Here is a 15,181-nt window from a genome sequence, read left to right on the forward strand (position 1 = left end):
TGACGAAGAAGGCGGCCCGGGGGCCGCCTTCTTCATTGCAACGGACAGCGCGCGAAGGCTCAGAACTCGCGGCTGACGCGAACCCCCACGGTACGCGGCTGCGCGAACACCGTGTAGGACTGCATGCCGCAGGTCGCCGCCGGGCACTCGGCAAAGCGGCTCATCTGCGCGCGAGTGTTGAACACGTTTTTCAGGAACACGTCGAACGACCAGGCATCCTTGCGCCAACCGGCGGCCAAATCGGTGAGCGTGTAACCGTCCAGATCGCCAAACAGCGCATCTTCGGCCAGGCGCAGGTCCACCCGACGCTTGCCGGCATGCGACAACGACGCCTGCCAATAGGCTTCGCCGCCCTTCAGGTCGAAGGTATAGCGCGCATTGACCGAGCCCTTGAACCGCGGCGTGATCGGCAACAGGGTGCCGGCCGGCGCCTGCGGCCCGGTGACCACGTTGCCGTTCGGATCCAGCGTGCCATTCGGGCACACCGTTTCCGGCTTGCCATCGGGGCGCAACCACCCGCAGTAATTGGCCGTCAGCTTGGCGTCGTACCAGGCCATGCCGCCGGTGATCTGCAGGTTGTAGGTCGCCGCCCAATTCACGTCCATCTCGACGCCATTGATGCGGGCCTGGTTGGCGTTGCGGATTTCGGTCAACCCGTTCTGGCCCAGATAGGAGAACTGGAAATCCTTCCAGTCTTCGCGGAACAACGCGCCGTTGAAGGTCAGCGTGTTGCCCAGCAGCGAGGTCTTCCAGCCCAGCTCGTAGTTGGTCAGGAAGTCCGACTTGTAGGGCGGCAGGGTGCTCTTGCGGTTGATGCCGCCGGGGCGATAGCCCTGCGACCAGGTGGCATAGACCATCTTCTTGTCGTCGATCTTCCAGGTCAGGTTCACCCGGCCCAGCGAGTCGTGCTCGCGGGTCGATTTGTCGAGGTTGGTGCAAGGCGCGCCGTGGAATTGCTCGGGCGAGAAACACGCGCCCACGCCGGTACCGCTGCTGAAGCCGGTGCCGTAGCCGAAGAAGCCCTTCAGCGCATTGTTGGCACGGAAGGTGCGGATGCCGCCGGTCAGGGTCAGCTTGTCGGTGAGGTCATAGGCAAGCTCGCCGAACAGCGCCTCGTCGCGATCGGTGCGCCGCTGCGCCGTCAACCAGATGGTGCTGGGCCAGCCCGGCACCCCCACCGAGGCCGCCAACCCGTCGATCATCAGGCGCTGGAAGATGTCGTGGCTCTGCTGCTGCCAGAACAGGCCGGCGGTCAGGCGCAGGCGCTTGTCCTGCGGCGAGGTGATGCGCAATTCGTGGCTGGTGCGCGTGTAACCATCCTTCGCCTTGATGTGCTGCGCCGGGTTGACGAAAGCCCCGTTGTCATCCACGAAATACTGGCCGTAGCCATGCAGGGTGTCGTACCAGTAGCCGTAGTCGCTGTAATCGACCTCCGAATCCACGTCGCGCTTGAGGTGCGAGACCACGTAGGTCAGGTCGAAATTGCCCACCTTGCCTTCCACCGTCATCGCCGCCTGGTACCAGCGATCATCGGAGAACTCGGGGTAGAAATGCTTGACCGCCATGTCGGCGCTCGAGCTGTCGTAGCCCATCGCCGGGTTGCCCACGTTGGGGTCCACGCCGGCACTGCCATAAGCCTTCTGCTTCTGGGTGATCAGCTGCGGGGTCACCGTCCAGCGATCATTGATGTTGAACCGCAGCGCCGCACGCATGCCGTAGGTATCGGCGGTGTTGTAGTTCTTTTCCGCGAAGGCGGCATTGTCGGCGGTGATGCCCGAGGTGGGATAGGTACGGGTACCGTGGAGGTTGTCCACGTAACCGGCGTCATGCTTTTCCCAGCCCACTAGGCGCACCGCCGCGGTATTGGCGTGCACCGGCAGGTTGACGAAGCCTTCCAGCACATGGCCGACGCCGCCACCGTCGATGGCATTGGCCTCCACCGCGAACCCCGCGGAGAAACCGGTCGGATCCGGCTTCCGGGTGATGATGCGCACCGTGCCGGCCTGCGAACTGGCGCCGTACAGCGTGCCCTGCGGCCCGGCCAGCGCCTCGACGCGATCGATGTCGTACATGTGGATGTCCAGCGCGCCCGCGATCGTGGTGATGGGCTGCTCGTCCAGGTACATGCCCACGCTGGGCTGCGGGCCGGAATGGTTGCCATCGCCGCCGCTGGCCACGCCGCGCATGTAGACCTGCACGAACCCCGGCCCCGAGAACACGCCGCCGCCGGCGGTGCCGTAGCTCAGGCTGGGGATCAGCTTGGCGTAGTCGGTGAAGCTCTGGACGTTCTGCTGTTCCAGCTGGGTATTGCCCAGCACTTGCAGGCTGATCGGCACCGTCTGCAGGTTTTCCTCGCGCTTCTGCGCGGTCACCGTGACCGCATCCAGCGTGCGCGTTTCCTTGTCCTTGCCGGCCTGTGCGGCGTCCTGCGCCCACGCGGGCGCGGCAAGCACCAGCGCCACGGCGGCCGCCAGGGGCAGTTTGCGCAGCTGCTGTCGCAGTGCGTACGGGTGTTGGTTGTGCGTGATCGTGGACATGCTGGACTCCCCTCCAGGGAAACGACGTGTTTTTGTGTGGCGTTGCGGCTCGGCGGGCACCGGCCCTCCCCGGTGCATGCGTGTTTTTAACACCAAATCGGCAACACCGCTGCCGGTGGCACGGCGGGATAGTGCGCCAACACCGGCCCCAATGCCTCCTTGAGCGCCCCCAGCCACGGCTCGAAGCGCCGCCACTGGTCCACGCCCTCGCGGTTGATCGGCCGCCGTACCTGCTCCGAACTGGCGGTGCGCACTGCCCGGTTGTTTTCGAAAAACCGCAGGCACCGCGCATCGAACGCCAGCCCGCAATGGTCCAGCAACGCACGCACCTGCGCCTCGGTGTCCTCCACCATGTCCTCGTGGAAGACGCGGTGGATGCGCCCCGGCAGCACGGTGTCGAAATGCGCCATCAATGCCACGTAGTCGGCGTAGTAGTGGCCGAAATCGGCCAGGTCGTAGCTGAAGGCCTGGCCGCGGGCGAAATGCTGCTTGAAGTTGGAGAAGCCGCAAGCCAGCGGATGGCGGCGCGCATCGATGATCTTCGCGTTCGGCAGGATCGCGTGGATCAGGCCGACATGGGCGAAGTTGTTCGGCATCTTGTCGATGAACAGCGGCCTGCCCTCGCGCCGCTGCGGCTGCGCGCGACGCAGGTAGTCCTGGCCCAGGGCCGCCAGTTCCGCCGGCGGCAACCGCGCCAGCACGTCGTGGTAGGAGGTGGTTTCCGGATTGCCGTCGCGCTGCCGCAACTCGCGGGTGATGGCGATGATGGCCGGCAGCTCCATGGTGCCTTCCACCTGCGGATGGCTGGACAGGATCTGCTCGATCAGGGTGGAGCCGGCGCGCGGCATGCCCACCACGAAGATCGGATCGGGCGCGGCACAGCCACTGCCGGCCCGCGCCGCGAAAAATTCCGCCGAATACGTGCGCATGGCGCGACGGGTGCGCTCCCGCCCCATCGCCGCGTCGTAGGGCAATTGCCGACGCCGCAGGGCATTGCCGCGGGCGTAGTGGGCGAAGGCTTCGGCGTCCTCGCCGGCATCCTCCAGCGCCTTGCCCAGTGCGAATTCGAATTGCAGGCGCGCATCGTCGTCGAGGTCGACGCGCGCCAGTTGCGCGCGCATGGCGGCGATGTCGCCGGCATCGAAACGCACCGTCTTCAGGTTGGCCAGGCTCCACCACGCGCTGCCGAACCCCGGTTGCAGCGCGATGGCACGACGATAGGCAGCCACCGCGTCGGGGGTGCGACCGGCGGTTTTCAGCGCATGACCGTAGCCCAGCCAGACCGTCCATTGGGTCGGTGCCTGGGCGAGTACCGCCTCGTAATCGGCCAGCGCCGCATCGAAATCACCCAGCTTGCCCTGCACCACCGCATGCAGGTTGCGCAGCGCGGCGTTGTCCGGGTCCTGTGTCAGCAAGGTATCGAGTTCCGCCAACGCCTCGGCGTGACGGTTGCCGCGATTGAGCACGATGGCCAGGTGCTGCCGCGCCGCGGCAAACCCCGGCGCGCGCGCCAGCACCTGCTCCAGCAGCGCGATGGCCTCGTCGTTGCGGCCCAGCCGCGCCGCCAGTTCGGCCAGCATGCGCAGCGCGGCGACATCGGTGGGGTGCCGCGCCAGCCGCGCCCGCAGCCAGGTTTCCGCTGCGGGCACGTCGCCCTGCGCCAGGGCATCGGCGGCGCGCATCAGGTCCGGGTTGCGGGCGCTGGTCTGCACATGCCGCAGGTACGCGGCATTGGCAGCGTCTTCATCGCCGTCCTCGAAATGCAGGTCGGCCAGCGCCAGCCACGCATCGGCCGCCGCGGGCTGCAACCGCAGCGCGTGCTGCACGCTGGTTTTCGCGCTTGCACGCCGGCCCCGCCCGGCTTGCGCGCGCGCCAATGCCAGCCACGCCTGGGCCGCACCCGGCTGCGCCTGCACCAGCGGTTGCAGGATGCCTTCGGCGCGCTCGAATGCGCCCTGCGCATTGGCGGCCATGCCCTGGATCAGCACGGCCCCGGGATGGCCGGCCACCACCTCGAGCACGGCTTCGGCCTGTTCGGCGGCCAACGCCGGCTGCGTATCGAGCAGGCGCAGCGCATGCGCCAGTGCCGCATCCACCCCGGCCGTCGGTGCCGCCGGCATGGCGTCAGCGGACGGCATGCTCAAAGGCTGGCGCCGTCGAAAGCCACGACCTTCAACGTGGACAGCTCCACGTCATCGAGGCAACGCAGGTTCACCACCGCCATTGCCGCGCCGGTCTTGGGATTCATGCCTTCGCTGTACGGCGCCACCCCGCACACCGGGCAGAAATGGTGGCGGATGGCGTGGGTATTGAAGGTATAGGTGGCCACGTCGGCCTCCGGAGTTTCCAGGTGGAACGCCGCGTGCGGGAAAAACGCCAGCAACCCGCCGCGCCGGCGGCACAGGGAGCAATTGCAGTCGGCCGCCGTGGCGATCTCGCCTTCGACGGTGAACGCGATCCTGCCGCAATGGCAGCTTCCATGATGCAGAGCCATCTCATTTCCTCCGTCGAACCGTGACTTGCGGCATGTTGCCACGTCGTCGCCGTTCCCACATCGTTGGACAATTACGCCAGCCCCAGCCGGAGCCCCCATGCACAGCCACCGGGCGATTGCCGCCCTGTCCACCCTGCTCGCCCTGTCTCCGGTTCCGGCCTTCGCCGCAACGTCCGCCGCCATTGCCGCCCCCGCTGCCACCGGCTGCACGGCCATCCCGCTGGCCGGCCGCGATGCCGGCGCGGTGCGTACCGCCAGTGCCGCCAATGCCTGGGGCGGTGCCCGCAGCGGCAAGGAAGCCACCTTGTCCGATCGCGTGGTGCGCTACGCCATCGATGCGGAGCTTGATCCGGCCAAGCACACCATCACCGGCAAGCAACAGCTGACCTGGCGCAACCGCAGCGCGCAGCCGGTGTGCAGCATCTACGTGCACCTGTACCTCAACGGCTTCGATGGCCCCGGCAGCACCTTCATGAGCGAGCAGCGCGCCAGTGCCGGCGGCTTCCGCAGCAACGTCGCCACTGCCGATGGCGAATACGGCTACATCCGCCTCGACAAGGTGGCGCAGAACGGCGCGGCGGCGAAATGGACCTTCGTGCAGCCGGACAACGGCCCGAAAACCGACCGCAGCGTGGTGCGCATCGACCTGCCGCAGGCGGTGGCACCCGGTGCCAGCACCACGCTGGACATCGCCTTCTTCGACCAATTGCCGCGCGTGGTGGCGCGCACCGGCTATTACGGCAGCTTCCACCTGGTGGGCCAATGGTTCCCGAAGATCGGCGTGCTGGAGCTGCCGGGCGAGCGCGGGGCCACCGCGCCGCGCTGGAACGCCCACGAGTTCCACCTGCACAGCGAGTTCTACGCCGATTACGGCAGCTACGACGTGCGCATCACCGTGCCCAAGGGCTATACCGTGGGTGCCACCGGGCAACTGGCCGGCACGCCGGCAGAGCAGAACGGCAAGGTCACCCACCGCTACCTGCAGGACGACGTGCACGACTTCGCGTGGACGGCCGACAAGCGTTACGCGCCGCCGCTGGTCAAGACCTGGAACGGCCCCCTGGGCCCGGTGGAAGTGAAGGTGCTGTATCACCCGGAATATGCCAGCAATGCCGAACCGGTGGCGCAGGCCACCATCGACTCGCTGGCGTATTTCTCGAAGACCCTGGGTGCCTATCCGTACAAGACCGCCACTGCCGTGGTGCCGCCCTATGGCGCCAAGGAAGCCGGTGGGATGGAATATCCCACCTTCTTCACCGCCGACAACACCACCGAAGTGGCACCCGGCAGCCTGGGCCGCTGGATGCTGGATTTCGTCACCGTGCATGAGTTCGGCCACGGTTATTTCTACGGCATCCTGGGCTCCAACGAGTTCGAGGAACCCATGCTCGACGAGGGCATGAACGAGTACTGGGACCAGCGCATGATGTCCTCGCGCAACCAGCTGCTGAACCTCACCCGGCCGTGGCTGCACGCGTTCGGCATCGGCACCTCGCTGACCCCGTTCGACATGGAACGCATCAGCGCCAACCTGGCCGACCCGGCCGACCCGCTGGGCCGCAATTCCTGGGTGCGGCTGTCCGACGGCAGCTACAACACGGTGTATTCGCGCACCGCCACCACCATGCGCCAGATCGAGGCGCTGGTGGGGACACCGGCGATGGAACGGGGCATGCGGCTGTATTACGCGCGCTGGAAATTCCGCCACCCCTCGCTGGCCGACCTGCGCGACGCACTGGCCGAAGGCACCGGCAAGCCGGACATCGTGCATGCCGCGTTCGACGCCACCATCTACGGCACCGGCAAGACCGACGACCGCATCGACAGCCTGGCCAGCGATGAAGTGTTGCCGCTGCCCGGCTACCACGTGTACCGGGGCAAGCAGGTGCTGCTGAGCCGCGCCGCCATCGACAAGGCCATTGCCAAGCGCCGCAAGGACTGGAAGCAGGCGCACCCGAACGCGAAGGACGGCCAGGGTGCGTTCCCGTACCGGACGGTCGTGGTGGTGCGCCGCGATGCGGTCAAGCCGCCGCAGACCCTGCGCATTGCCTTCGCCGACGGCAGCCATCGGGATTTCCCGGTGACGTCGCAGTCCAGCTGGGAACGCTTCGTGCTGGTCACTCCGGTCAAGGCGGTTTCCGCGCAGCTGGACCCGGACCAGTTGCTGCGACTGGATGCCAACAAGCTCAACGACAGCCGCACGCTGGAACCGCAATCGCAGGCCTCGCGCCGCTGGTTCGGTGATTTCACGGCGATGCTGCAATCCTTCTTCACCCTGCTGGCCACGATCTGAGAGGCGCGCCCATGAATGCCAATACCCGCCCGCTTCGTGCCCGCAGCGCCGCCCCGCGCGCCCTGTTCACCGCCCTGCAATGGCGCCTGTTGCTGCTGTGGATCCTTGCCAGCCTGCTGTGCGCATTGCTGGCCGCCCTGCCGGTGAAAACCTGGCTGGGCAGCCTGCTGGATGTCTCCGTGCACGCCCCCGCCATGGCCGCAGGCCAAGCCCCGGCCTTGCTGCTGGATGGGCTGCTGGCGCGCACCGCCCCGATGCAGGTGCTGCTGCGCGGGGCCCAGGACGGTGCACTGTTGATGCTGCTGCTCTCGCCGCTGCTCACCGGGGCCACCGTGGTGGCCGCGCGCAGTCGCAGCGCGCCGGGTTTCGGCGAGTTGCTGCGCGGTGGCCTGAGCGAGTACGGGCCGCTGCTGCGACTGTTGCTGTGGTCGGCGTTGCCGATCGGACTGGCCCTGGTCGTGCTGTCGGCAGCCGTGGGCTTCAATGAAAAAATCCACGAACACGCGATCCTCGAGGCCGATCTCGAGCACGGCCGCAACATCGCCCTCGCCGTCGGTGGCTTGCTGGTGCTGCTGGCACATGCGGGGGTCGAGGCCGGGCGCGGTTGGCTGGCGGCCGATGCGCGCCTGCGCTCGGCGATCAAGGCCTGGTGGCGCGGCACCGGGCTGCTGGCCCGCCGCCCGCTGGCCGTGCTGTCGGCCTACCTGCTGCCCACCGTGCTCAGCCTGTTGCTGGCGGCTTTGCTGCTGGCCTTGCGCGGCCATGTCGGGGCATCCGGCATGGGCGGCTACCTGCTGGCCACGCTGCTGGGTTGCCTGATCGCCGGGGCCCTCGCCTGGGGCCGGGTGGCACGGCTGTTTGCGATGCGCGCGCTGGCCGAAGACGCCCACGGCCGGCGCTGATCCCGCCGGCCATTCAGGCTAAACTGCTTCCCGGGGCCAAACCGGGAAGTACCTCCACGTGTCCATCTTCGATCTGTTCAAGCGCAAGCGTCCTGCCCCTGCGGCAGCGGGGGTGCCTGCCGTGGCATCGCTTCGGGAGACGTCCGCCGGCACCCCGGAGGACGCACTCGCCGAGCTCGACGCGCACAACGGCAACGACCGTCGTGAAAAGGATCGCCGCAACGCGCGCCCCGGCACCCGCATCCTGGTGATCGACGACTCGCCCACCATCGTGGCCCTGCTCAAGCGCATGCTGCAGCAGAACCATTACGACGTCCTGGTGGCCTACGACGGTGAAAGCGGGCTGGAGATCGCCCGCCGCGAAGTGCCCGACCTGATTTTCCTGGACATCGTGCTGCCGGGCATCGACGGCTTCAACGCGTTGCGCACCCTGCGCCGCGACCCCGCCACCAAGGACGTGCCGATCATCATGATCAGCGGCAACGCGCAGGCCACCGAGCAGTTCTACGTGCAGCGCATCGGTGCCGACGATTTCATGAAGAAGCCGTTCTCGCGCCCCGAGGTGTTCAACCGCATCGAGCACTTGCTGGACGACACCGGCACCCCGCGCCATATCAGCCGCACGGCCGTGCGCGCCGAAGCCATCACGCGCCCGGCCGGCTGAACCGCGCCGGGACGCACGCACTGCATCCCGGCCGCGTCATCGCCCGCTACTCCGGCTGCACGTCCACGCGAACCCGGATGCGATCCCCCGGGTTGTAGCTCATGCGCCGGGTGTAGCGACGCCCGTTGTACTCGTAGGTGACGTCGTAGCCGCCGGCATTGCCGTCGTCATAGCCGGGGTAGCCCGAATAGCCATCGCGCACCGGCACCGGGTCGCACACGCGCACGGTGCCATTGCGGGTGTGGCTCTGGTTGTAGATCTCGCGCCCGGCCATCCCGCCCAGCATCGAGCCCACCGTGGTGGTCACGTAGGTGCCGCTGCCGCCGCCCATCTTGCTGCCCAACACCGCACCGGCGATGCCGCCGACGATGGTGGCGGCGGTGCGCCCGCCGTCGCTGCCGGCCCGGCGCTGGCCACCCGCGTAGCCGTAACCGTCATTGTCGTAATAGGTGCTGGCGGTGGTGGTGTCGTGGCAACGCTGGCCATAGCTTCCGGTATCGCGATAGCCGCCATCGGCCAGGACCGGGTCCACCCGGATCACCCGCGCGTAGTCGCGATAGACATCGCCGCCGGAATTGCCCGCATTGCCGTAATCGCCGCGTCCATAGCCGTCGTAGCTGGACTGGGCCAGCGCGCTGCTGCTGCCCAGGACCAGGCCCGCAGCCAGCAAGGTGATGACGAAACGCTTCATGATGGTCTCCCCGCAACCGGGAAATGGGAAAGGGTCCGGCGCACGCCCACACTGCGGCGCGCCGCTTGACGCAAAGCTGAATACCGGCCGCCACCGAACCCGTGTTCAGCCAACCGACAACTTCCCGCACCCGCATGTTGCAGCGCAAGACGACAACGGCCTTGGCTGCGCTATGGTGGAAGCCCGCCATGACCGCCCGCCGAGCGCCCGCCGCTTCGGCGCACCACGCGGACAGCCATGACGCCACGTCCATTCGCGCGCGAAGGAGGAACGGGCTCATGTCCTACAGCACACACCAGATCCGCAACGTGGCCCTGGCGGGCCACCCCGGCGCCGGCAAGACCACGTTGTTCGAAGCCCTGCTGCATGCCGGCGGCGCACTGCAGACGGCAGGCACGGTCGAACGCGGCAACACGGTTTCGGATTTCGACCCGATCGAAAAGGAACGCGGCCACTCCATCGATGCCGCCATCGCCAGCACCGACCACGCCGGCATCCACGTCAACCTGCTCGACACCCCCGGCTATCCCGACTTCCGCGGCCCCGCACTGGGCGCACTGGCGGCGGCGGATACCGTGGCGGTGGTGGTGGATGCCGATACCGGCATCGCCCACGGCACCCGCAGGATGCTGGAATACGCCCGCCAGCGCGGGCTGTGCCGGGCCATCGTGGTGAACAAGATCGACCACACCGGGCACGATGCCGCGGCCCTGCTGGATGCCCTGCGCGCCGAATTCGGCCCGGAGGTGCTGCCGGTCAACCTGCCCGCCGATGGCGGCACGCGCGTGATCGACTGCTTCGGCAGCCGCGACGGCAGCGCGGCCGATGAGAGCAGCGACCTCGGCCCGGTGGCGGACTGGCACCAGAAGATCCTCGACCAGGTGGTGGAAATCAACGAAACCGTGATGGACCACTTCCTCGACCTGGGCGAAGCAGGCCTGTCCGCCGCCGAACTGCACGACGCCTTCGAGCAATGCCTGCGCGAAGGCCACCTGGTGCCGGTGTGCTTCGTCTCCGCGCGCAGCGGCGCGGGCGTGCGCGAACTGCTGGACATCGCCGAACGCCTGTTCCCGCATCCCGGCGAGGCCAACCCGCCCCCCTTCATGAAGGGCCGCGGCCACGATGCCCGGCCGATCGCCGGCGCTCCCGACCCGGACGCGCACGTCATCGCCGACGTGTTCAAGATCGTCAACGACCCTTTCGTCGGCAAGCTCGGCATCTTCCGCGTCCACCAGGGCACGCTGAAAAAGGACATGCCACTGTTCGTCGACGACGGCAAGAAGCCGTTCAAGGTGGCGCACCTGTTCAAGCTCAAGGGCAAGGAGCACATCGAAATCGCGCAGGCGGTACCCGGCGACATCGCCGCGGTGGCCAAGGTCGACGAACTGCATTTCGATGCCGTGCTGCACGACTCGCACGACGAGGACCACATCCACCTGGCACCGATGCCCTTCCCGCGCCCGATGTTCGGGCTGGCGGTGGAACCGGCCAGCAAGGGCCAGGAACAGAAACTTGCCACCGCGTTGGCGCGGTTGTCCGAGGAAGACCCGGCATTCGTGGTGGAACACCACGCGGAAACCAACGAAACCGTGGTGCGCGGGCTGTCCGACCTGCACCTGCGGGTGATGCTGCAACGGCTGAAGGATCGCTTTGCGGTGGAAGTGAAATCCCACCCGCCGCGCATCGCCTATCGCGAAACCATCAGCGTCCGCGCCGACGGCCACCACCGGCACAAGAAGCAGACCGGCGGTGCCGGCCAGTTCGGCGAGGTGTTCCTGCGCGTCGAACCGCTGCCGCGCGGCCGCGGCTTCGAATTCGTCGATGAAGTGAAAGGCGGCACCATCCCCGGGCAATTCCTGCCGGCGGTGGAAAAGGGCGTGCGCCAGGTGCTGGCCGGTGGCGCGGTGGCCGGCTACCCGATGCAGGACGTGCGGGTGGTGGTCTTCGACGGCAAGCACCACCCGGTGGACAGCAAGGAAGTGGCGTTCGTGGCGGCCGGCAAACGCGCCTTCCTCGATGCCATCGGCAAGGCCCAGCCGCAACTGCTGGAACCCATCGTGGAACTCGAGGTCAGTGCGCCCGAGCAATTCATGGGCGACGTCAGCGGTGGCCTGGCGTCCAAGCGCGCCCGCATCAGCGGTACCGATGCACTGCGTGACGGCGACATCGTCATTCGCGCGCAGGTGCCGCTGTCGGAGCTGGAGGGCTATGCCGCCGAACTGAAATCAGCCACCGCCGGACGGGGCCGCTATGCGCTGGATTTCAGCCATTACGAACCGGTGCCTGCGCAGGTGCAGAAAAAACTGTCGGAAAACTGGAAGCCGCATCCGGAAGAGGATTGAGCCCCGCACGGATGCGTGCCGGCCGGCGCGCATCCGCCTCCGCTACCCGGCGACGCCTGCGATATCGTGGGCGTTTCCATCGCCCCACCGGCACCCCGCATGCACGCCAGGCCCCGGCGCCTCCTGCCCATCACGCTTGCCCTGCTGTCCGCCTGCTCGCGCGCACCCGCGCCGGTTCCGGCACCCGCTGCCCACGCCGCACCCACGGCCACGCCCGCCCCGCGGGCGATGCCTGCGCCGCCCCCCGTGCCGGTGCCCGCGCCTGCCAATGACTGGCTGCTGCCCGGCGAGTTGGGGCCGATGACCACCGAGGCCGAACTGGCGGCCCGTTACGGCAAGGACAACCTGCGCGAGGAAACCCTGCCGGGCGCGGAGGCAGAGCCCATTCCCGCGCTGGTGCTGTTCCCGGACGATGCCGGCAAGCGGCTGGAGCTGGTGCTGGATGCGCAGGACAAGGACGCCCCGATCCAGGAACTGCGCATCCGCGGTGCCGGCAACCAGTGGCACACCGCCGACGGCCTGCATCCGGGCATGACCCTGGCCGAACTGGTGGAACGCAATGGCGCGCCCATCACGTTCTACGGATTCGATTGGGATTACGGCGGCACCGTGCAGGACTGGCACGGCGGCAAGCTGGCGAACCCGCAAGGCGCGCGCCTGTTCCGTCGCGTGCGGCTGGCCGTGCGGGAGGGCGCGGGCGACATCGCCCGGCCCCTGGGCGATGCGGGCTATCGCAGCGACGATCCGCGCTGGCCCGGGCTGGACAAGAACCTGGTCATCGACGAACTGGGCATCAGCTGGCCAGGCGAAGGCGACTGACGGCGCGCTTCAACGCTTGGGCTTGAGCATCGTCCCGGTGCATGTCTTCGCGCCGCAGCGGCAGGCCCAGATCTTCTTCAGGCGCGGCGTGTGGCGCTCGGCCAGGGTGATGCCGTAATCGTAGGTCAGCTCCTCGCCGGGCTTGATCGTGCGGACGGCCTCGATGAACACGCGTGAGCGCTTCGGATCGGCATCGTTTTCCACCAGCACCGCCTCGCAGTTCGGCGCGCAGCTGTGGTTGATCCAACGGGCCGAATTGCCTTCGAAATTGGCATCGATCACCCAATCCTCATTCAGCGTGAACAGGAAGGTGTGGCCGCTTTCGATATCGCCACTGTCGCCGGCATCCACTTCGTCGTGGGTGCGCCGCCGGCCCTTGTATTCGATCAGGCGCTCGCCCTTGGCGATCGCGGCCACGGCGAACATGCCGTTGCCGTGGATGGTGGATTTGCGGGTGGCGATCTTCTTCGGCATCGGGGCAGCGAGCGTTCGGGAAAGCGCATTCTGGCGCAAGCGGAGGCCCGCGTCATCGCCACGGCCACATCCCCCTGTCAGCGCGAAAGCCACCAGAGGGCACCGCTCCAGTACAACGCCATGCCGACGCCGAACAGCGCCCAGAACAGCTTCTTCACGCTGCGCCCCACCCGCCACAGCATGAACAGCGCCCCCCCCACCAGCAGCCATCGCAGCAGCCGCGAGCGTTCCGCACCCGGCGCACTGGTGCTGACACGCTGCATCAGCTCGCCAGCCTGTGCCTGCAAGGTGTCGGCGAAGAATGTTTGCGGCTTGAAGTGGGTTTGCATGGCCTGCTCCTGCGTCCGGATTGGACGCCTCGCATTCTCCGCGGCGTCATCGCCGCCACCACGGCCAACCGTCAGGCATCGCACTTGACACCTGTCACCGATGGTCAACCGGCACCCGTGCAATGCGTTGACAGTGCCATCCCCGACACCACGGAATCCCCGCCATGCGAACCACGATCATCGGCCTTCTGGCGCTGTCCCTGCTCGCCAGCGCCGCCGCGCCTGCACCCGCCCAGCAACGCCTGCGCGAACGCCTCATGCAGCGCATGGAACAGCGTCGTGCGCAAGCGGGCCAGGAGGATCGTGGCCAAGCGTCCGGCTTGCCGGCCGGCACCCGCGTGCAGCGCGACATCGCCTACGGCAGCGACCCCAAGCAGCGCTACGACGCGTACCTGCCGGCGCACCTGCACGCGGATGCACCGATCGTGTTCATGGTGCACGGCGGCGGTTGGCGGCGCGGCGACAAGGCCATGGCCAACGTGGTGGACAACAAGGCCGCCTATTGGCTGGACAAGGGCTATGTGTTCGTCTCGGTGAACAACCGACTGGTGCCGGAGGCCGACCCGCTGGCGCAGGCCCGCGATGTCGCCGCCGCGCTGGCATCCGTGCAGCAGCACGCGCGGCAATGGAACGCCGACCCGGCACGGGTGGTATTGATGGGGCACTCGGCGGGCGCGCACCTGGTGGCGCTGCTCGGCAGTGCGCCCGACACCCTGCTGCGTGCGGCCGGGGCGCAGCGCCCGGTAGGCGTGGTGTCGCTGGACAGCGGCGCACTGGATGTACCGGCGCTGATGTCGCAACCGCGGCTGCCGCAGCTGTATCGGGATGCGTTCGGCAACGACCCGGCGTACTGGCGCGCAGCCTCGCCGCAACAACAACTGGACCGCAACGCCCTGCCCATGCTGCTGGTCTGCTCCAGCACGCGCAACGTCCCCACCTCGCCCTGTGCAGAGGCCCGCAAGTTCGACCAGCGCGCCCGCGACCTGGGGGTGCCGATGCAGGTGCTGCCCGAGGCGCTGCAACACGGCGAGATCAACGCCGACCTGGGCCTGCCTTCGGCCTACACCCGCAGCGTGTCGGACTGGATCGACCGCCGCTTGATGCAGGTCAGGCGCTGAAACTTGGCGGCGGCGGCGTCAAAACGTACAATTTCAGTCCAGATTCAACCCGCCTGCCCCACCATGCTCCGCGTCACCCGGCTCACCGATTACGCCACCGTCGTCCTGACCGTGCTTGCCGCGCGGCCCGATGCCGTGCTCAGCGCACCGGAACTGGCCGACCGCGCCGGGCTGGAGCCGCCCACCGTGGCCAAGCTGCTCAAGCCGCTGGCCGCCGCCGGGCTGGTGGCGGGCTTCCGTGGCGCCAACGGCGGCTACCGCCTCGCCCGCCCCCCCCAGGCCATCAGCCTGGTGGAAATCGTGGAAGCGATGGAGGGCCCGCTGGGCATGACCGAATGCAGCGTGCCCAGCGGCCAATGCGGCATCGAACACAGCTGCGGCGTGCGTGCCAATTGGCGCCGCATCAACGACGTGGTGGCCGAGGCACTGGCCGGCATTTCACTGGCGCAGATGCTGGAACCCCCGCAACGCCCTGCGCGCGGGCGCATCGCCGCCCGCCTGGCGACGGCTTGAGGACA

The 15,181-nt window shown here is 68.0% G+C and carries 13 protein-coding genes; 7 read left to right on the forward strand and 6 right to left on the reverse strand.

Going from position 1 to position 15,181, the window contains the following annotated elements; all coding sequences use genetic code 11:
- Window positions 1-59 precede the first annotated feature (59 nt).
- The 3 genes from ACE3OK_RS00360 to ACE3OK_RS00370 all read right to left on the reverse strand — a co-directional run bounded on the left by ACE3OK_RS00360 (window position 60) and on the right by ACE3OK_RS00370 (window position 5,031).
- On the reverse strand, window positions 60-2,537 hold the full coding sequence (locus ACE3OK_RS00360) for a TonB-dependent receptor (protein ID WP_374247524.1): 2,478 nt from the start codon (window positions 2,535-2,537) through the stop codon (window positions 60-62).
- 86 nt (window positions 2,538-2,623) lie between these two features.
- Entirely contained in the window at window positions 2,624-4,675 is a 2,052-nt protein-coding gene (locus tag ACE3OK_RS00365) for a sulfotransferase (RefSeq protein WP_374247525.1), read from the reverse strand.
- Window positions 4,676-4,677: 2 nt separating this feature from the next.
- Window positions 4,678-5,031: a GFA family protein gene (locus ACE3OK_RS00370; RefSeq protein ID WP_374247526.1), complete on the reverse strand. Its 354-nt coding sequence runs from the start codon at window positions 5,029-5,031 to the stop codon at window positions 4,678-4,680.
- A gap of 97 nt (window positions 5,032-5,128) precedes the next feature.
- Between ACE3OK_RS00370 and ACE3OK_RS00375 the strand changes: the two genes are divergently transcribed.
- Genes ACE3OK_RS00375 through ACE3OK_RS00385 form a run of 3 tightly spaced genes read left to right on the forward strand, consistent with a single transcriptional unit; the run spans window position 5,129 to window position 8,890 of the window.
- Complete coding sequence (locus ACE3OK_RS00375) at window positions 5,129-7,324, forward strand: M1 family metallopeptidase (RefSeq protein WP_374247527.1); 2,196 nt, start codon at window positions 5,129-5,131, stop codon at window positions 7,322-7,324.
- An 11-nt stretch (window positions 7,325-7,335) separates the two neighbouring features.
- Window positions 7,336-8,226: a hypothetical protein gene (locus ACE3OK_RS00380; protein ID WP_374247528.1), complete on the forward strand. Its 891-nt coding sequence runs from the start codon at window positions 7,336-7,338 to the stop codon at window positions 8,224-8,226.
- A gap of 58 nt (window positions 8,227-8,284) precedes the next feature.
- Window positions 8,285-8,890, forward strand: a complete 606-nt coding sequence (locus tag ACE3OK_RS00385) for a PleD family two-component system response regulator (protein ID WP_374247529.1) — start codon at window positions 8,285-8,287, stop codon at window positions 8,888-8,890.
- A 46-nt stretch (window positions 8,891-8,936) separates the two neighbouring features.
- On the opposite strand, the gene ACE3OK_RS00390 is transcribed toward ACE3OK_RS00385, so the two are convergent.
- A complete protein-coding gene (locus tag ACE3OK_RS00390) occupies window positions 8,937-9,581 on the reverse strand; it encodes a glycine zipper 2TM domain-containing protein (protein WP_374247530.1) in 645 nt (214 codons plus the stop codon).
- Window positions 9,582-9,859: 278 nt separating this feature from the next.
- Between ACE3OK_RS00390 and fusA the strand changes: the two genes are divergently transcribed.
- Window positions 9,860-11,923 (forward strand): elongation factor G, encoded by a 2,064-nt coding sequence (fusA, locus tag ACE3OK_RS00395; RefSeq protein WP_374247531.1) that lies wholly within the window; start codon window positions 9,860-9,862, stop codon window positions 11,921-11,923.
- Between the two features lie 252 nt (window positions 11,924-12,175).
- A complete protein-coding gene (locus tag ACE3OK_RS00400; RefSeq protein WP_374247532.1) occupies window positions 12,176-12,742 on the forward strand; it encodes a hypothetical protein in 567 nt (188 codons plus the stop codon).
- Window positions 12,743-12,751: 9 nt separating this feature from the next.
- On the opposite strand, the gene ACE3OK_RS00405 is transcribed toward ACE3OK_RS00400, so the two are convergent.
- Window positions 12,752-13,216, reverse strand: a complete 465-nt coding sequence (locus ACE3OK_RS00405) for an SET domain-containing protein (protein WP_374247533.1) — start codon at window positions 13,214-13,216, stop codon at window positions 12,752-12,754.
- 77 nt (window positions 13,217-13,293) lie between these two features.
- Window positions 13,294-13,545, reverse strand: a complete 252-nt coding sequence (locus tag ACE3OK_RS00410) for a hypothetical protein (protein ID WP_374247534.1) — start codon at window positions 13,543-13,545, stop codon at window positions 13,294-13,296.
- A gap of 164 nt (window positions 13,546-13,709) precedes the next feature.
- On the opposite strand from ACE3OK_RS00410, the gene ACE3OK_RS00415 reads away from it, so the two are divergent.
- Both ACE3OK_RS00415 and ACE3OK_RS00420 read left to right on the forward strand, forming a co-directional pair.
- The gene (locus ACE3OK_RS00415; protein ID WP_374247535.1) at window positions 13,710-14,663 is read left to right on the forward strand and encodes an alpha/beta hydrolase; all 954 of its coding nucleotides are present in this window, start codon (window positions 13,710-13,712) and stop codon (window positions 14,661-14,663) included.
- A 63-nt stretch (window positions 14,664-14,726) separates the two neighbouring features.
- A complete protein-coding gene (locus tag ACE3OK_RS00420; RefSeq protein ID WP_374247536.1) occupies window positions 14,727-15,176 on the forward strand; it encodes an SUF system Fe-S cluster assembly regulator in 450 nt (149 codons plus the stop codon).
- Window positions 15,177-15,181 lie beyond the last annotated feature (5 nt).

Origin of the sequence: Thermomonas sp., from assembly GCF_041905325.1 — a bacterium.
Classification (GTDB): Bacteria; Pseudomonadota; Gammaproteobacteria; order Xanthomonadales; family Xanthomonadaceae; genus Thermomonas.